This is a genomic window from Cellulomonas sp. McL0606, from assembly GCF_058248365.1.
Genome location: NZ_CM177779.1, coordinates 2,327,101 through 2,344,719, shown reverse-complemented (window position 1 = coordinate 2,344,719; position 17,619 = coordinate 2,327,101). Strand labels below are relative to the sequence as shown.

The 17,619-nt window shown below is 71.7% G+C and carries 11 protein-coding genes and 4 pseudogenes; 8 read left to right on the top strand and 7 right to left on the bottom strand.

The annotated features are described in order from the left end of the window. The first annotated feature begins 15 nt into the window (after window positions 1–15). Window positions 16–752, top strand: a pseudogene (locus tag AC38ZX_RS11935) (L-ribulose-5-phosphate 4-epimerase). Continuing rightward, window positions 749–2,250: pseudogene (gene araA, locus AC38ZX_RS11930) on the top strand (L-arabinose isomerase). The pseudogenes AC38ZX_RS11935 and araA overlap by 4 nt, the downstream one beginning before the upstream one ends. 3 nt (window positions 2,251–2,253) lie before the next feature. Here araA and AC38ZX_RS11925 read toward each other — a convergent pair. After that, the gene (locus AC38ZX_RS11925) at window positions 2,254–3,276 is read right to left on the bottom strand and encodes a LacI family DNA-binding transcriptional regulator (protein WP_491294405.1); all 1,023 of its coding nucleotides are present in this window, start codon (window positions 3,274–3,276) and stop codon (window positions 2,254–2,256) included. Between the two features lie 499 nt (window positions 3,277–3,775). Between AC38ZX_RS11925 and AC38ZX_RS11920 the strand changes: the two genes are divergently transcribed. The 4 genes from AC38ZX_RS11920 to AC38ZX_RS11905 all read left to right on the top strand — a co-directional run bounded on the left by AC38ZX_RS11920 (window position 3,776) and on the right by AC38ZX_RS11905 (window position 8,707). Next, entirely contained in the window at window positions 3,776–4,897 is a 1,122-nt protein-coding gene (locus AC38ZX_RS11920) for an ABC transporter substrate-binding protein (protein WP_491297389.1), read from the top strand. Between the two features lie 90 nt (window positions 4,898–4,987). Next, window positions 4,988–5,899, top strand: coding sequence for a carbohydrate ABC transporter permease (locus tag AC38ZX_RS11915; protein ID WP_491294401.1), 912 nt, complete (start codon window positions 4,988–4,990; stop codon window positions 5,897–5,899). A gap of 10 nt (window positions 5,900–5,909) precedes the next feature. After that, the gene (locus AC38ZX_RS11910; protein WP_491294398.1) at window positions 5,910–6,791 is read left to right on the top strand and encodes a carbohydrate ABC transporter permease; all 882 of its coding nucleotides are present in this window, start codon (window positions 5,910–5,912) and stop codon (window positions 6,789–6,791) included. Then, the gene (locus AC38ZX_RS11905) at window positions 6,788–8,707 is read left to right on the top strand and encodes a glycoside hydrolase family 127 protein (RefSeq protein ID WP_491294396.1); all 1,920 of its coding nucleotides are present in this window, start codon (window positions 6,788–6,790) and stop codon (window positions 8,705–8,707) included. Before AC38ZX_RS11910 ends, AC38ZX_RS11905 begins: the two co-directional genes overlap by 4 nt. A 38-nt stretch (window positions 8,708–8,745) precedes the next feature. Here the strand turns inward: AC38ZX_RS11905 and AC38ZX_RS11900 are convergent. The 6 genes and pseudogenes from AC38ZX_RS11900 to AC38ZX_RS11875 all read right to left on the bottom strand — a co-directional run bounded on the left by AC38ZX_RS11900 (window position 8,746) and on the right by AC38ZX_RS11875 (window position 14,763). After that, window positions 8,746–10,846, bottom strand: a pseudogene (locus AC38ZX_RS11900) (3-hydroxyacyl-CoA dehydrogenase NAD-binding domain-containing protein). After that, on the bottom strand, window positions 10,843–12,087 hold the full coding sequence (locus AC38ZX_RS11895) for a thiolase family protein (RefSeq protein ID WP_491294392.1): 1,245 nt from the start codon (window positions 12,085–12,087) through the stop codon (window positions 10,843–10,845). Before AC38ZX_RS11895 ends, AC38ZX_RS11900 begins: the two are co-directional and overlap by 4 nt. Window positions 12,088–12,213: 126 nt before the next feature. After that, window positions 12,214–13,401 carry an HRDC domain-containing protein gene (locus AC38ZX_RS11890; protein WP_491294389.1) on the bottom strand — a complete coding sequence of 396 codons (1,188 nt, stop codon included), beginning with the start codon at window positions 13,399–13,401 and terminating at the stop codon, window positions 12,214–12,216. Continuing rightward, window positions 13,365–13,766 (bottom strand): response regulator transcription factor, encoded by a 402-nt coding sequence (locus AC38ZX_RS11885; protein WP_491294387.1) that lies wholly within the window; start codon window positions 13,764–13,766, stop codon window positions 13,365–13,367. The genes AC38ZX_RS11890 and AC38ZX_RS11885 overlap by 37 nt, the downstream gene beginning before the upstream one ends. Window positions 13,767–13,891: 125 nt before the next feature. Then, on the bottom strand, window positions 13,892–14,077 hold the full coding sequence (locus AC38ZX_RS11880; protein ID WP_491294384.1) for a hypothetical protein: 186 nt from the start codon (window positions 14,075–14,077) through the stop codon (window positions 13,892–13,894). Window positions 14,078–14,177: 100 nt separating this feature from the next. Beyond that, window positions 14,178–14,763, bottom strand: a pseudogene (locus tag AC38ZX_RS11875) (DUF3000 domain-containing protein). A gap of 166 nt (window positions 14,764–14,929) precedes the next feature. On the opposite strand from AC38ZX_RS11875, the gene gnd reads away from it, so the two are divergent. Next, the gene (gene gnd / locus AC38ZX_RS11870; protein ID WP_491294382.1) at window positions 14,930–16,384 is read left to right on the top strand and encodes an NADP-dependent phosphogluconate dehydrogenase; all 1,455 of its coding nucleotides are present in this window, start codon (window positions 14,930–14,932) and stop codon (window positions 16,382–16,384) included. Continuing rightward, window positions 16,381–17,616: a carboxylate--amine ligase gene (locus AC38ZX_RS11865; RefSeq protein ID WP_491294379.1), complete on the top strand. Its 1,236-nt coding sequence runs from the start codon at window positions 16,381–16,383 to the stop codon at window positions 17,614–17,616. The genes gnd and AC38ZX_RS11865 overlap by 4 nt, the downstream gene beginning before the upstream one ends. Window positions 17,617–17,619: the final 3 nt, after the last annotated feature.

Below are 17,619 nucleotides of genomic sequence, written 5' to 3'. Positions count from 1 at the left end.
GCACGGGAGATCGACATGACGACGACGTACACGCGGCCCGTTCTCGACGAGGTCGCACGGGCCCGCGAGGTCGTCGCCCGGCTGCACGCGGGCTCCCGCGCTGGGGGCTGGTCGTCTGGACCGCGGGCAACGTCTCCCAGCGCGTGCTGGTCGACCCGGCGTCCGGACCCGGCCTCGACGACCTGTTCGTCATCAAGCCGTCGGGCGTGACGTACGACGAGCTGACCCCGGAGTCGATGGTCGTCTGCGACCTCGACGGGCACCTCGTCGACGGGGATCGTGCGCCTTCCTCGGACACTGCCGCGCACGCCTACGTCTACCGCAACCTGCCCGACGTGGGCGGTGTGGTGCACACCCACTCGACGTACGCGACCGCCTGGGCGGCCCGAGCGGAACCGATTCCGTGCGTGCTCACGATGATGGCCGACGAGTTCGGCGGCGACGTCCCCGTGGGCCCGTTCGCCCTGATCGGCGACGACTCGATCGGCCGCGGCATCGTCGAGACCCTGCGCGACTCCCGCAGCCCGGCCGTCCTCATGCGCAACCACGGACCGTTCACGGTGGGACGCGACGCGCGGGCCGCCGTCAAGGCCGCGGTGATGGTCGAGGAGGTCGCACGGACGGTGCACATCGCCCGCCAGCTCGGCCCGACCGTCCCCATCGACCAGCACGACATCGACTCCCTCTACGCCCGCTACCAGCACGTCTACGGGCAGAGCCCCGCCGCCCACGACCCGGAGGACCGTTCATGACCAAGCCGTACGCCGACCGCGAGATCTGGTTCCTCACCGGGAGCCAGGGCCTCTACGGCGAGGACACGCTCCGGCAGGTGGCCGAGCAGTCCCAGGAGATCGCCCGGGTGCTCGGTGAGCAGCTGCCCGCGAACCTCGTCTGGAAGCCCGTGCTGACGACTCCGACGCGATCCGTCGCGTGGCGCTCGAGGCCAACGCCGACGACGCGGTCATCGGCGTGGTCGTCTGGATGCACACGTTCTCGCCCGCCAAGATGTGGATCGCCGGGCTCGACGCGTTGCGCACCCCGTTGCTGCACCTGCACACGCAGGCGAACGTCGAGCTCCCGTGGGACACCATCGACTTCGACTTCATGAACCTCAACCAGGCCGCGCACGGCGACCGCGAGTTCGGCTACGTCGCCACGCGGCTGGCCGCGCCGCGCAAGACCGTCGCCGGGCACGTGAGCAACCCCGCGGTCACCGCCTCGGTCGCCACCTGGGTGCGAGCGTGCGCCGGCTGGGCCGCGACCCACGAGCTGCGGCTCGCCCGGTTCGGCGACAACATGCGGGACGTCGCCGTGACGGAGGGGGACAAGACCGAGGCGGAGCTGCGGTTCGGCGTCTCGGTCAACACGTGGGGTGTGAACGACCTGGTCGCGGCGGTGGACCGCGTGCCGGACGCCGACGTCGACGCGCTCGTCGCCGAGTACGAGGACCTCTACGACGTCGCACCGGAGCTGCGCCTCGGGGGAGAGCGGCACGAGTCGCTGCGCGACGGCGCGCGGCAGGAGGTCGGGCTGCGCGCTCTGCTCGAGTCGCTCGGTGCCATGGCCTTCACGACGAGCTTCGAGGACCTCGGTGCGCTGCGCCAGCTGCCCGGTCTCGCCGTCCAACGGCTCATGGCCGACGGGTACGGGTTCGGCGCCGAGGGCGACTGGAAGACCGCGATCCTCGTGCGTGCCGCCAAGGTGATGGGCGCTGGGTTGCCCGGCGGCGCGTCGCTCATGGAGGACTACACGTACGACCTGACCCCCGGAGCCGAGCGGATCCTCGGTGCGCACATGCTCGAGGTCTGTCCGTCGCTGACGACGAGCCGGCCCAGCCTCGAGGTGCACCCGCTGGGCATCGGCGGCAAGGACGACCCCGTGCGGCTCGTCTTCTCCACCGACCCGGGTGTCGGCGTCGTCGTCTCGCTGGCCGACATGCGCGAGCGGTTCCGGCTGACCGCCAACGTGGTCGACGTCGTCGCGCCGTCGGCCCCGCTGCCCCACCTGCCCGTCGCCCGGGCGGTGTGGGAGCCGCGGCCCGACTTCCGGACGTCGGCCGAGGCGTGGCTGACCGCCGGCGGGGCGCACCACACGGTCCTGACCACCGCGGTCGGCATCGAGGTGTTCGAGGACTTCGCCGAGATCGCCCGCACCGAGCTCCTGGTGATCGACGAGTCGACGACGCGTCGCGGCTTCCGGGACCAGGTCCGCTGGAACCAGGTGTTCTACCGCGTCGCCCAGGGGCTGTAAGGGTCAGCGGCGGGGGACCGTCGACCCTCGGATGACCAGCCGACCGGCGATGTACTCGGTCCCGGCGCCGATGTCCACGGCGTCCAGCGCGGCGAACACGCGCTGGGCGGCCGTGCGCCCGAGGTGCTGCAGGTTGGCGTCGATGCTGGTCAGCTCCGGGCGGGCGTTCGTGGTCAGCACCTCCCAGTTGTCGAACCCCATGACCGCGAGGTCCTCGGGCACCGTGCGCCGCAGGTCGCGTGCCGTGTCCAGGACACCGCGGGCGATCTGGTCGGAGCCGCACAAGATCGCGTCGACCTCCGGGTGCTGGGCGAGCAGCATGGCCGCGGCGTCCCGACCCCAGCCCTCGGACCACTCGCTGTACATGACGTCCCCGACGAGGTCCAGACCGGCCTCGTGCAGTGCGGTGCGCACCCCCTGGGCACGGTCGCGGGCGGCCGCGTAGGCGTGCTCGCCGGTGATGTGCGCGATGCGGGTGCGACCGGTCGCGACGAGGTGCTCGACGGCCATCCGGCCGGCCTGCACGTTGTCGGGCGTGATCGACAGGTCCGACGGGTCGTCCGACGGTGCGTAGGCGTACACGACCGGGACGGGGATGTCGTGCCCGAGCGACGGGCGCGGGTCGGTCTGCCGGCCGACGACGATCAGACCGTCCACGCGTCGGGTCAGCAACGCCTTGAGGTGGTACTGCTCCCGGATCGTGTCCCCGCGCGCGTCGCACAGGAAGACGTTGACCTGTCCCGCCCCGAACGCGTCCTCGGCGCCCATGAGGATCGGGATGACGAAGCGGCCCTCCAGGTCGCTCGTCAGCAGGCCGACGGTGCCGGTCCGACCCGCCAGCAGGCTCCGCGCCAACGGGTTGGGGCTGAACGCGAGCTGCTCGGCGGCGTCGACGACGCGCTGACGGGTGGTGTCCTTGACCTGGTCGCGGCCGTTCAGGGCCTTCGATGCCGTCGCGACCGAGACGCCGGCCAACCGGGCCACGTCGGAGAGGGTGACCGCGCGCGCGGGCTGTGTGCGTGCCACGGGACCCCCTCGTCTCTGTCGGACGGGTACCTGCCCGTCGCGTCGTGATCGAACTGTAACCGCCCGGAGTGGTTGACGTGCACCCCCGGGCCGAACTATCTTCAGAAAACCTTTTCGGTGAGTTTCGGAACGACGGGCTTGCTCGTCATCCTGACAGGTGTGCACGTCCGGCGCCGCAGGAATGCGCAGCGGCGAGTCGTCCGGTGTCAACCGAGTATCGCCACCGATAAGGTGTTTCGCCCCATGGACCCCGGAGTGCCGCCCTAGACGGCACCCGCTCGACGAAGAGCACGAGGAGACAGCATGAGGATCACCCGCACCCGGTCGACGGGCCGTGGCCTGACCGCGGCGCTCGTCACGACCGGCCTACTGGTCGGACTGGCGGCGTGCACGAGCGCCAAGGACGACACGAGCAGCACAGGCGGTGCGAGCGCGGCGGTGACCGCGGGCACCGACGGGACCGACGACGGGACAAGCCACCCTCTGGACCCGGGCCCCGCTGGAGAAGCAGGCCAAGCTGCTCGTCGCGGCCTACAACTCGTCCCACAAGAACCAGGTCCAGCTGACGGTCGTCCCGAACGACGACTACGTCGCCAAGGTCGGCGCCGCTGCCGGTTCGAACGGCCTGCCCGACCTGTTCGCGGCGGACATCGTGTACGTGCCGAACTGGGTCAAGCAGGGTCTGTTCCAGGACCTGACCAGCCAGATCGACGCGCTGCCGTACAAGGACTCGATCAACAAGGGTCACATCGCCGCCGGTACGCAGGACGGCAAGGAGCACGTGCTCCCGTTCGTGCTCGACCTGTCGATGCTCTTCTGGAACAAGGACCTGTACAAGGCAGCCGGCCTCGACCCCGACAAGGGTCCGACGACCATGGCCGAGTACGTGGCCAACGCCAAGGCAGTCCAGGCCCTGAACAAGCCGGACACCTACGGGACGGCGACCGGCCTGAACTGCGGCGGCTGCCTGGTGTTCACCTGGTTCCCGGGCGTCTGGGCCGACGGTCAGCAGGTCATGAACGACACGGGCACCGAGTCGCTGCTGAACAGCGACACCGCGAAGACCATCTACTCGGACTGGAAGGACATGTGGGACTCGGGCGCCGTGCTCCCGTCGTCCAAGGACGAGGCCGGCCCCACGTGGACCGCCGGCTTCACCGCCGGCAAGGTCGGCGAGATGTTCTATCCGGCCACCCTGCTGTCCTCGACCACCGGATTCGACGTCGGCGTCGCCGGCATCCCCGGGGTGAAGGGTGGCGCGTCGACGTTCGTCGGCGGCGACGGCATCGGCGTCTCGAAGGACTCGAAGAACGCCTCGCAGGCGTGGAACTTCCTGTCCTGGATGATGTCCGAGGACGCCCAGGTCGGCGTCCTGGCCAAGGACAACGACGTCGTCTCGCGCAGCGACCTCGCCAACAACAAGTACGCCTCGGCGGACCCTCGCCTCGTCACCATCAACACGGTGGCCGGCCAGGGTGACACCCCTGTCGCACTGAACTTCCAGCAGGCGTTCAACGCTCCGGACAGCCCGTGGCTGACGATGGTGCGCAACGCCGTTCTCGGTGACGGCGCCACGGTGGACAAGGACAACAGCGAGATCACCTCGGTGCTCGGTCAGTAGTCCTGCCCCGATCGTTCCGCCGGTGGGTGCCGCAGGCACGCGGCCCCACCGGCGGGACGGACCCCCGGCTCGTCGCACGAGAGGTGCCTCATGACACTCCAGACCGCCCGGCTCGCCGAGGCCCCGACCAACAAGCGTCGCACCAGCGGCTCCCGACTGCGGGGCTGGGCCTACGCCTCGCCGACCGCCCTGTTCGTGCTCGTCCTGTTCGTGATCCCGCTGATCCTCGTCTTCCGCATGAGCGCGTCGCAGTGGCCGCTGCTCGCGGGCGACCAGGGGATCAACTTCCCGGACAACTTCACGAAGGCCGTGGACAACCGGTTCTTCACGGCCTCGATCCTCTTCACCCTGAAGTACACGGTGCTGGCCACCGTCCTGCTCATCGCCCTCGGTCTCGGGCTGGCGCTCATGGTGCAGGAGTCCACCCGCTGGAAGGGATTCCTGCGGACCGCGTTCCTGGTGCCCAGCGCACTCGGTCTCGCGTCGGCGTCCCTCCTGTTCTACGTCCTGTACTCGCCGCTGGCCGGCCCGTTCGCTCCGCTGATGAACCACTTCGGCTGGGCGTTCCTGGGATCACCGAACGCCGCGCTCTTCTCGACGCTCTTCCTCATCGTGTGGCGCTTCGCGGGCTTCTACATGCTGCTCATGCTGGTGGGGCTGCAGGCCATTCCGCACGAGATCTACGAGGCCGCTCGCATGGACGGCGCCAGCGCGTGGAACACCTTCCGGCGGATCACCATCCCGCTGCTCAAGCCGACGATCGCGCTCACCACCATCTTGTGCGTGACGGGGTCGCTGCTCGCGTTCGAGCAGTTCTACATCCTGACCAAGGGCGGTCCCGACAACAGCACGATCACCATCGTGCAGGCCATCTACTCGGTCGCGTTCCAGGGCCAGAACGACCTGGGGGTGGCAGCCGCGCTCTCGGTGATGGTGCTCATCGCCCTGGTGGTCATCAACGCCGTGCAGCTGCGTGCGTTCCGCAACTCGGACGAGAGCTGAGGCGGCGACCATGACGACGACGACCCTGCGCCCCACCACCCGCACCGCGCCCCGCAAGGCGCCCCCCACCCGCATCGCCGGCCTCGCCGCGCGCACCCCGTTCTGGGTGTTCTCCGGAGCGATCGCGGTGATCTTCCTCTACCCGCTGATCTGGACGGCGATCTCCTCGGTGTCCCCGCTCCCCGGCACTGGCCAGGTGAACGGCTGGGGACTCGGCAACTACACGACCCTCGCGCACTACCAGGCCGGGATCGGCCGGTACCTGGCCAACTCGGTGATCGTCTCCGGGCTGTGCGTGATCCTCACCCTGCTGATCTCGACGCTCGGCGGCTACGCGTTCGCGAGGTTCAGGTTCCCCGGACGCAACCTGCTCTTCCTGCTGGTGCTGTCGATCCTCATGGTCCCGTACGCGTCGCTGCTGATCCCGCTGTACGTCCTGCTCAACAAGATCGGCCTGTCGAACTCGCTGGTCGGGGTGGCGCTCGTGCTCACCATGTTCCAGCTGCCGTTCTCCACGTTCATGATGCGGATCTCGTTCGAGTCCGTGCCTCGTGAGCTGGACGAGGCCGCCATGGTCGACGGGTGCTCGTCGTTCTCCGCCCTGTGGCGGGTCCTGCTGCCGGCCGTTCGCCCAGGCCTCATCACCGTCGGGCTGTTCGCGTTCCTCGCGGCGTGGAACGACTTCTTCGCCCCGCTGATCCTCATCAACGACACGAACAAGATGACCCTTCCGCTGGCCGTCTCCAACCTGCGCGTGCAGGTGCAGGGCGTCGTCGACTACGGCGCCACCGAGGCCGGCGTCGTCGTGCTCGCCGTGCCGTGCATCGTGCTCTTCCTCCTGCTCCAACGACACTACGTGCGCGGCTTCATGTCGGGTGCGCTCAAGGGATGACGATGACCACCACAACGACGACCGCGGCAACGCCGGTCGCCCCCTCCCGCGGTGCCCTGCGTCCGCTGGGCCTCGGCGACGTCGAGATCACAGGCGGCTTCTGGGCGCAGTGGCAGGCGGTCAACCACACGGCGACGCTCACGCACATCGAGTACTGGCTGGAGCGCGAGGGCTGGATCGGCAACTTCGACGCCGCGGCGGCCGGCACGCTGGGCAGCCGCACGGGCCGCGAGTTCTCGGACTCCGAGGTCTACAAGCTGCTCGAGGCGATGGCCTGGGAGATCGGCCGCACCGACGACGGCGATCTCGACGCGCGCTTCACGTCCCTGGTCGCCCGGGTCGCCGCCGCGCAGGAACCCGACGGGTACCTCAACACGGCGTTCGGCCGTCCGGGCCAGGCCGCGCGGTACACCGACCTCGAGTGGGGGCACGAGCTCTACTGCTACGGACACCTGTTCCAGGCCGCGGTCGCCCGCCTGCGCACGCGTCCGACCGAGGACGACGGCCTCGTCGCCGTCGCGCGCCGAGCGGCCGACCACGTCGTTGCGACATTCGGTCCGGACGGACGGGTCGCGGTCTGCGGTCATGCGGAGATCGAGCCCGCGCTCGTCGAGCTGGGCCGGGCGACGGGCGACGCCCGGTACGTCGAGCAGGCGGCGCTGTTCGTCGAGCGACGCGGCACCGGGACGCTGGGCGACATCGAGTTCGGCCGGGCGTACTACCAGGACGACGTCCCGGTGCGGCAGGCCACGGTCCTGCGCGGGCACGCGGTGCGGGCCAACTACCTGGCCGCGGGCGCAGCCGACGTCGCGGTCGAGACCGACGACGCCGACCTGCTCGCGGCACTGACCACCCAGTGGGAGAACACGGTCGCCCGCCGCACGTACATCACCGGTGGCCAGGGGTCGCACCACATGGACGAGTCGTTCGGCGACGACTTCGTGCTCCCGCCGGACCGCGCCTACTCCGAGACGTGCGCCGGCGTCGGCTCGATCATGTTCTCCTGGCGCCTGCTGCTCGCCCAGGGGCTCCCGCGCTACGCCGACCTCATCGAGCGCACGCTCTTCAACGTCGTCGCGACGTCCCCGTCCCACGACGGGACGTCGTTCTACTACACGAACACGTTGCACCAGCGGCGCCCGGGGACCGTGCCGGCCACCGACGTCGCCGTCCCTCGCGCGTCCTCGTCCCTGCGGGCACCGTGGTTCGCGGTCTCCTGCTGCCCGCCCAACGTCGCCCGCACGCTCGCCAGCCTGGCGGCGTACGTCGCGACGACCGACGACGGCGGTCTCCAGATCCACCAGTACGCGCCCTCGCGCATCCGTACCGCGCTGCCCGACGGGCGGCCGGTCGGGGTGGACGTCGAGACGGGTTACCCGCACGACGGTGCGATCCGCGTGACCGTGGTCGAGTCGCCCGACGAGCCCTGGACGCTGTCGCTCCGGGTCCCGGCCTGGGCCGACGGTGCCACGGTGCGCACGCCGGACGGCGTGCTGCCGGCGGCGGTGGGCACCGTGTCGGTCGGTCGACGGTTCGCGGCCGGCGACGTCGTCGAGCTGACGCTGCCCGTCGGTCCGCGGCTCTCGGTGGCCGACCCGCGCATCGACGCCGTGCGGGGATGCGCCGCCGTCGAGCAGGGGCCGTTGGTGCTCTGCGTCGAGTCGGTCGACCTGGTCGAGTCGGACGTGGCCGCCGACGTCGCCGACCTGCGGCTGGACCCGACCGGTCCGTTGCGGTTCGTCGACGGACGGGTGGTCGCCACGGTCGGGCTCGAGCGGTCGGCCGTCGATGCCTGGCCGTACGCCGCCGACGAGCGGACGGCCGCGGGCAGGACCGCCGAGGTGCCGCTCGTCGAGTATCACGACTGGGCCAACCGGGGCCCGTCCACCATGCGCGTCTGGATCCCCCTGGTCTGAGGACGGGGCGGCGGCCGGGTCCGGCCGCCGCCCCACGATCACCCGACGGGGACGTTCGCGACGCCGTCCGGAAGGAGCCGGTGGCCCAGGACGCGCTCGGCGTAGCCGGTGCGGTCCAGGTACGGCGTCAGGCCGCCGAGGTGGAAGCCCCAGCCGGATCCCAGGATCATGCAGAGGTCGATCTGCTGCGGGGTCGCAACGACGCCCTCGTCGAGCATGTGCCCCACCTCGACGGTCAGCGCGGTGAGGACGCTGTCGAGCACGCCGGCCTCGTCGAGCGGCGCCTCCGTCCGCTCGACCGACGCGTCGAAGACCGTCTGGATCGCCGGGTCCACGGGCTTGGGCAGCCCCTTGGCGGCGGCCGGCAGGACGACCCGGGTGCCGTCCGCGACGAGCTTCTCCAGGCCGGGCGAGCGCGGGAACCGGTCGCCCAGGTCCTCGCGCAGCGACGTCAGCACGTGCAGGCCCACGGCGGGCCCGACGAGGTCGAACAGCTCGAACGGCGGCATCGGCAGCCCGAGCGGTCGCAGGGCCCGGTCCGCCACCTCGACGGGGGTCCCGTGCTCGACCGCGTCGACGATCACGCCGAGCAGCAGGACGAGCAGACGGTTGACGACGAACCCCGGCCGGTCGGCGACGAGCACCGCGGTCTTGCGCAGCTTGGCGGCCACGGCGAATCCCGTGGCGAGCGCCTCGAGCGACGTGTGCTCGGCCTGCACGACCTCGACCAGCGGCATCGCGGCCACGGGGTTGAAGAAGTGCAGCCCGACGACGCGCTCGGGGTGCTGCAGGTCGGCCGCCATCGCGCTGACCGACAGTGCGGACGTGTTGGTCGCCAGGATGGCGGTCGGCGCGATCACCGTCTCCAGCTCGGCGAACACGCGCTTCTTCAGGTCGAGGATCTCGGTGACCGCCTCGATGACCAGGTCGCACGACGCGAACTCGGCCAGGTCGGTGGTGCCGTGGATCGAACCGAGCAACCGGGCGCCGGCCGCCTGCCCGATGCGGCCGGTCGAGGTCAGCCGGTCGACCGTGGCCTTGACCGCGGCGAGGCCCTTCTCCACGCGCTCCTGGTCGAGGTCTCGCATGACCACGGGCACGCCGAGGCGCTGCGCGAAGAGCGTGGCGATCTGTGCGGCCATCAGCCCGGCGCCGACGATGCCGACGCGCGTGACCGGCTGCGCGAGCGACCGGTCGGGGGCGCCGACGGGCTTCTTGCCACCGGAGACGAGCCCGAAGGCGTACACGCTGGCACGCATCTCGTCGCTCATGATCAGGTCCGCGAGCGCCTCGTCCTCGGCCGCGAACGCCTCGGCGCGGTCGAGACCGCGCGAGCCGGCGACGAGGTCGAGCGCGCGACCCGGTGCGGGGCGCGAGCCGGCGACGACGGCGTCGAGCCGCTGCCGGGTGGCCGCGGACGCACCGTCCCAGAGCGGCGCAGGGTCCAGGGGCCGACGCTCGACGACGACCTCGCCGGACAGCACGCGGGCGGCCCAGCGGATCGACTCCTCGAGGAAGTCGGACGGGTCGAGCACGACGTCGACGAGCCCGAACGAGCCCGCCTCGGTCGCCGAGTACGGCTTGTTCGCCGCCGGTCGCGTGAAGATGACATCGATCGCCTTCTCGATGCCGACCAGACGCGGCACGAGGTAGGCGCCGCCCCATCCCGGGACGAGCCCGAGCCCGGTCTCCGGGAGGGCGAGGGCGCGGACGTCGGACGCGGCCGTGCGGTAGTCGCAGTTGAGCGCGAGCTCGAGGCCACCGCCGAGGGCGACGCCGTTGACGAACGCGAACGTCGGGACGCCCATGGTGTGCAGCAGCTCGTAGGCCGCGTGGCCCGCGCGGGCGAACTCCAGCGCCTCGCCGCGGTTCGTGATGGTGCCCGCCTGCATGAGGTCGGCGCCTGCCGCGAGGAAGTACGGCTTGCCGGTGACCGCGACGGCGACGATCTCGCCCGCGGCGGCCCGCGTCTGCTGCGCCCGCAGGGTGGCGGTCAGACTCCGCGATGCCCGCCGGGCCCAGCGTCGTCGGCTTCGTGTGGTCGAGGCCGTTGTCCAGCGTGACCAGGGCCAGCGTGCCGGCGCCTCCAGGCAGACGGATGTCGCGGGCGTGGGCATGGGTGACTCGCTCGTCCCTCACAGGGCAATCTCCTCGTCGAGCTCGCTGGTGGTCTCGTAGTCCGGGTGGTTCGGGTTCTCCCAGATGACCGTGCCGCCCTGCCCGAGGCCGACGCACATCGTCGTCAGGCCGTAGCGCACCTCGGGGTGGTCGGCGAACTGCCGCGCCAGCTGCAGCATCAACCGGACGCCCGAGGAGGCCAGCGGGTGGCCGACCGCGATCGCGCCGCCGTACTGGTTGACGCGGGGGTCGTCGTCGGCGATGCCGAAGGCGTCGAGGAACGAGAGGACCTGGACCGCGAACGCCTCGTTGATCTCGAACAGCCCGATGTCCTCGATGGACAGGCCCGCCCGCGCCAGCGCCTTGGTGGTGGCCGGAACGGGCCCGATGCCCATGATTGACGGCTCGACGCCCGCATACGCGAAGCTCACCATGCGCATGCGGGTGGGCAGGCCGAGCTCGGCGGCGGTGTCCTCCGCTGCGAGCAGGCAGGATGCGGCACCGTCGGTGAGCGGTGCGGCGGTGCCGGCGGTGACGCGACCGCCCGCGCGGAACGGGGTGGGCAGCTTCTGGATCGCCTCGACGGTGGTGCCCGGGCGCGGCGGTTCGTCGGCCGTGGCCAGGCCCCAGCCGTTCTCCGGGTCGCGCAGGGCGACCGGGACGAGGTCGGGGTCGATCTTCCCGGCGGCGAGCGCCGCGGCGTACTTGGCCTGGCTGGCGGCACCGTACGCGTCGGCCCGCTCGCGCGTCAGCGCGGGGAACGTGTCGTGCAGGTTCTCGGCCGTGACGCCCATGTTGAGCGCGTCGTTCTCGACCAGCCGCTCCGACAGGAACCGCGGGTTCGGGTCGGCGTCGAAGCCCATCGGGTGGTGGCCCATGTGCTCGACGCCGCCGGCCAGGGCGATGTCCTGCGCCCCGACGCCGATCGCGGCGGCGGTGTTGGTCACCGCGGTCATGGCGCCCGCGCACATCCGGTCGATGGCATACCCGGGGACCGACCGGGGCAGACCGGCCAGGACGCCGACCGTGCGTCCGAGGGTCAACCCCTGGTCGCCCTGCTGGGTCGTGGCGGCGATGGCGACCTCGTCGACGCGCTCGGGCGGCAGCGACGGGTGGCGACGCAGCAGCTCGCGGATGGTCTTGACCGACAGGTCGTCGGCGCGGGTGTTCGCGTACAGGCCGTCCTTGCGCGCGCGGCCGAACGGGGTGCGTACCCCGTCGACGAACACGACGCGACGGACACGTGGTGCGGGGGTGGGCATCCAGAGCCTCCAAGGCGGGACGACGATGTCCGGCGGGCAGGCAGGTGCGCGCCCGCGACGACTAGACGATACCCCGGGTACCGGGATTCGTGCGAGGCGCAAGTTACCCGTGAGTAACTTGCCTGGCTAGAGGGTGGCGAACGCGTTCGCGAGGCGCGGCCCGACGAGCTCGACCTGCCACGGACGGGCACCGCCCGCACGCAGGAACGCGCCGATCCCGTCGACGTCGAGCGTGGCCGGCGGGGTCCAGCACAGGCGGCGCAGCAGGTCGGGCTGCAACAGGTTCTCGGCCGGCACCGACCACTGCGCGGACAGCTCGGCGACGCCCTCGCGGGCCACTGCCAGCCGAGCGGCGGCCGCGGGGTCCTTGTCGGCCCACGCCCGGGGCGGTGGCGGAGCGTCGCTCTTCGGGCCCCGCACGGAGGGCAGGTCGGCGTCCGGCTCCGCCATCGCGCGGTCGATCGCCTGCTGCCAGAGCGCCGCTCGTCGCCGCGTGCCCTTGCCGGCGAACGCAGGCAGCGTCGTCAGCTCGGCGACCGTCCGCGGCAGGGCCTGGGCGGCCGCCACGATCGCGTGGTCGGGCAGGACGCGGCCGGGGGAGATGTCGCGCTGCCGCGCGTTCTGGTCGCGCGTGAGCCACAGCTCGCGGACCACGCCGAGCCGGCGTGCGTCGCGGATCGCGTGCAGGCCGGACACGCGGCGCCAGGGCTCGATGCGCGGGGGCGGCGGGGGCGCGGTCCGGACGGCCTCGAACTCCTGGGCGGCCCACTCGGCCTTGCCGGCGACCGCCAGCCGCTCGGCCAGGATCTCGCGCAGCTCCACCAGCACCTCGACGTCGAGCGCCGCGTACCGCAGCCACTCCGTGGGCAGCGGGCGTGTCGACCAGTCGACGGCGGAGTGCTCCTTGGCCAGACCGAGCCCGAGCGCGTCGGCGACCACGGCCGCGAGGCCCACGCGTTCCATGCCGAGCAGCCGGGCGCCGAGCTCGGTGTCGAACACGCGACTGGGCAGCAGGCCCTGCTCGGCGAGCCCGGGCAGGTCCTGAGAAGCCGCGTGCAGCACCCACTCGACGCCGACCAGGGCCCGCGACAGGGACGAGAGGTCCGGCACGGCGATCGGGTCGATCAGCGCGGTCCCGGCGCCCTCGCGGCGGAGCTGCACGAGATAGGTGCGCTGGCCGTAGCGGTAGCCGGACGCCCGCTCGGCGTCGACGGCGACCGGACCGGTGCCCGCGCCGAACGCGGCGACGACGACGGCCAGGGCCTCGGGCGTCTCGACTACCGGCGGGATGCCGTCGGCCGGCTCGGTGAGCATGACCACGTCGGGGGTCGCGTCCTGGGTGACGAGGTCCGGCGCGACGGGTTCGGCGACCTCCGCCGGGACGGCGGCAGGCGGCTCGGTCTCCCCGGCGGGGAGGTCGGGGGTCGCCTCAGGTCGCATGAGAGCAACCGTAAGCGAAGGGACGGACGCATCCGCGCAGGCCGCGCGGGAGTGCGTCCAGCCGGCCGGGTCAGGACAGGACGCCGCCGCGGATCGAGATGGCCACGAGGCTCGGCGCGGTCTCCGGTGCCCAGCTTGCGCGAGATCCGCGCCAGGTGGCTCTTCACGGTGAGCGCGGACAGTCCGAGCTCCTCGCCGATGAGCCGGTTGGTGCGGCCGTCCGCGACGAGCTTCAGCACGCTGACCTCGCGTGCGGTCAGCTCGGGCAGCGGTGGCGGGGCCGCGGCGGGTGCGGCCGCGCGGGCCAGGGTGGGTGCGGTGCTGCTCGCGATCGCACCGCGCAGGCCACCGGCCAGCAGGATGCTCAGCCCGGGCGGGCGGCCCGACGCGTCAGTACGACGACGCGCGGTGCGCCGCGGCGCCGTAGGTTGCGCACCAGGGCGCCACCGTCGCCGTCGGCCACCTCCGTCACCACGACGCACATCTGCTGCGTCGACGGCGCGGTCGCCGCGGGCGGTGCTGCCACGGCTCCCGGACGGGAGATGGGCACGGTACGGCGAAGCTGGGCCCACGTGTCTGGGCCAGGTCTCGTCGCAGCGGCTCGATGCTCACGTGGCTGTCATCGGCAGCCCGACGGGGCTACTTGAGGCTCAGCGACGCGGTCCGAGGGCGACGACGCCGTCAGGCAGCGGTTCCAGACCGGCCGCGGTGCACAGGAGCGTCGCCCACGCCGACAGGTGCGGAGCGAGGTTCTCGTCGACAGCCGTCCACGACGCCCTGATCTCGAGCTCGGTCTGCTCGGAGCGCCTGTCGAGGGCCCCGAAAGCTCTGCGACAGCACCCGGGTCACCGTTCCGCCGGCGGCGTGCGGGTCGAGCCCGGAGTCCCGCAGCGAGTCGGTGAACCAGTTCCAGGCGACCTCCGCGAGCAGCGGGTCGGCGCCCACCTCGGCCTCGAGCGTCGCGCGGACCAGCGTGACCAGCCGGAAGTGGCCCTCCCAGGCCTCCTGGCCGGCAGGGTCGAACAGCACGACGAAGCGACCGGACGCCAGCTCGGCAGCGGCGACCGACCGCCGTGCCGTGCGGACCTCGGCCGTGAGCGCGGCGGAGAAGGGAGCGATGCGTGCCGGCCCGGGCACCTCGTCGAGGATGACCTCGGGTCGGACGGTCACCCCGCGCAGCGATCGCAGGGCGCTGACGAACTCGACGGGGACGTCGTCTGGACCAGCGGGTGTCACGGGGTGGAGCGTACGCACGGCGGTGCCGTCTTGCGGTCCGGCACGCCGCTGTGTGGCCCGCCGCTGCGGACTAGGCTTGCGCGCGCACCCAAGCACCCCGGACCCGTCGCCCTCGCGCCCGCCCGCAGGACCGACGCCCCGACGTCTCGAAGGAGGCTCTCCCCGAATGGTTGCCTCAGGAACCGCCACCGGAACCGCGCAGATCGGCGTCACGGGGTTGGCGGTGATGGGCCGCAACCTGGCACGCAACTTCGCCCGCAACGGGTACACCGTCGCCATCCACAACCGGTCCTACGCGAAGACGGAGTCGCTGGTCGCGGACCACGGTGACGACGGCGACTTCGTCCCGTCGGAGTCGGTCGAGGACTTCGTCGCCTCCCTGGCCAAGCCCCGCAAGATCATCATCATGGTCAAGGCGGGCGGTCCCACCGACGCGGTGATCGACGAGCTCGTGCCCTTCCTCGAGGAGGGCGACATCGTCGTCGACGCCGGCAACGCGCACTTCCCCGACACGATCCGTCGCGAGGCCGCGCTGCGGGAGAAGGGTCTGCACTTCGTCGGCTCCGGCGTGTCCGGCGGTGAGGAGGGCGCGCTCCTCGGCCCGTCGATCATGCCCGGCGGCACCAAGGAGTCCTACGAGTCGCTCGGCCCGATCCTGGAGAAGATCTCGGCGAAGGTCGACGGCGTGCCGTGCTGCACGTACATCGGCCCTGACGGTGCCGGCCACTTCGTCAAGATGGTGCACAACGGCATCGAGTACGCCGACATGCAGCTGATCGCGGAGGCGTACGACCTGCTGCGCCAGGGGCTGGGTGCCTCCGCGGCCGAGATCGGCCAGATCTTCGCCGAGTGGAACACCGGCGACCTGGAGTCGTTCCTCATCGAGATCACGGCCGACGTCCTCGCTCACGTGGACGCCGAGACGGGCAGCGCGTTCGTCGACATCGTGCTGGACCAGGCCGAGCAGAAGGGCACGGGCCGCTGGACCGTGCAGAACGCGCTCGACCTCGGGGTGCCGATCACCGGGATCGCCGAGGCGACGTTCGCGCGCGCCCTGTCGGGATCGGTCCCGCAGCGGACTGCCGGCGCGGCCGCCCTGCCCGCGGATGCCACGCCCTGGGAGATCACGGACCGCGACGCGTTCATCGAGGACGTCCGGCTCGCCCTGTACGCGTCGAAGGTGGTCGCCTACTCGCAGGGCTTCGACCAGATCGCCGCCGCGTCCGCCGAGTTCGGCTGGGACGTCGACCGCGGCGCGATGGCCCGCATCTGGCGGGGCGGCTGCATCATCCGCGCCCGCTTCCTCAACCGCATCACCGAGGCGTACGAGCGCGACGCGCACCTGCCGCTGCTGCTCGCCGACGAGTACTTCACCGGCGCGGTCGGCAACGGCCTGTCGGCCTGGCGCCGGGTCGTCTCGGGTGCCGCGCTGCACGGCGTGCCGACGCCCGCGTTCTCGTCGTCGCTCGCCTACTACGACGGGGTGCGGGCGGAGCGTCTGCCCGCCGCGCTGATCCAGGCGCAGCGCGACTTCTTCGGTGCGCACACCTACCGGCGCACGGACAAGGACGGCACCTTCCACACGCAGTGGACCGGCGACCGCAGCGAGCAGCCCGCGTGAGCGAGTCGCTCCCGCTGCAGCCCGTCATCCTCGGCGCCGACATCGGCGTGTACGCCATGGCCCGCTCGTTCCACGAGGCCTACGGCGTCACGTCGGTGGTGGTGGCCGGGGCCGCGCTCGGGCCGGTGGCCCACTCGCGGATCGTCCGGCACGAGATCGTCGCCGACGGGCACGACCCCCGGCAGCTGGTCGACCGGTTGGTGGAGGTCGCGCTCGGGATGCCCGGCAAGCGGCTGCTCCTCATGGCCAACTCGGACTGGCTGGTCCGCGTGGTCGTGCAGCACCGGGTCGAGCTGGAGGAGCACTACGTCGTGCCGTTCCTGTCCGAGGACCTGCTCGACCGGATCTCGGACAAGGCCACGTTCGCGGAGATCTGCACGGACCTCGGCATCTCGGTGCCGCGGACGATCGTGCAGGACTTCGGCGGCCCGGAGTGGACCGCGGAACCGGTCGACATCGACTACCCGCTGATCGCCAAGGCGGCCAGCAGCGCCGACTACCAGGACGTCGAGTTCGAGGGCAAGAAGAAGGTCTTCGAGATCGCGACGCCGGACGAGCTGTCGTGGCTCTGGCAGGCGCTGCGGGCGGCCGGGTTCCGGGGGCGGTTCGTGGTGCAGGAGCTGGTGCCCGGCGACGACACGCAGATGCGGTCGATCACCGCCTACGTGGACACGCGCGGCGAGATCACGCTCCTGTGCTCGGCGCACGTGCTCCTCGAGGAGCACACGCCCTCCGGCCTGGGCAACCCGGCCGCGATGATCACCACGCGCGACGACGCGATGCTCGACCAGGCGCGCACGTTCCTGGCGTCGACCGGCTACCGGGGGTTCGCCAACTTCGACGTCAAGGTGGACCCCCGCACGGGTGCGTTCCGCTTCTTCGAGGTCAACCCGCGCATCGGGCGGAACAACTACTACGTCACCGCGGCCGGGGCGAACCCGATGCGGTTCGTGGTGGAGGACCACGTCGACGGCGTCGCCGTGGAGCCCGTCGTCGTCGACCGGGAGATCCTCTACTCGATCCTGCCGCACCGCCTCCTGCTCCGGTACGTCAAGGACCCGGCGCTGAACGCCCGGCTGCGGCGCCTGGTCCGCGCCAAGGCCGTCGCCCACCCGCTGAGGTACGCGCGCGACCTGTCGCCGCGTCGTCGCCTGTACGTCGCGATGGCGCTGGTCAACCAGGTGCGCAAGTTCCGGCGCTACTACCCCGAGGTCACGTCGACGGGCTTCTGAGCC

Coding starts and splice junctions, on each gene's coding strand:
- AC38ZX_RS11915 (WP_491294401.1), top strand. CDS start 4,988: ATGACACTCCAGACCGCCCGGCTCGCCGAGGCCCCGACCAACAAGCGT.
- AC38ZX_RS11910 (WP_491294398.1), top strand. CDS start 5,910: ATGACGACGACGACCCTGCGCCCCACCACCCGCACCGCGCCCCGCAAG.
- AC38ZX_RS11905 (WP_491294396.1), top strand. CDS start 6,788: ATGACGATGACCACCACAACGACGACCGCGGCAACGCCGGTCGCCCCC.
- AC38ZX_RS11895 (WP_491294392.1), bottom strand. CDS start 12,087: ATGCCCACCCCCGCACCACGTGTCCGTCGCGTCGTGTTCGTCGACGGG.
- AC38ZX_RS11890 (WP_491294389.1), bottom strand. CDS start 13,401: ATGCTCACCGAGCCGGCCGACGGCATCCCGCCGGTAGTCGAGACGCCC.
- gnd (WP_491294382.1), top strand. CDS start 14,930: ATGGTTGCCTCAGGAACCGCCACCGGAACCGCGCAGATCGGCGTCACG.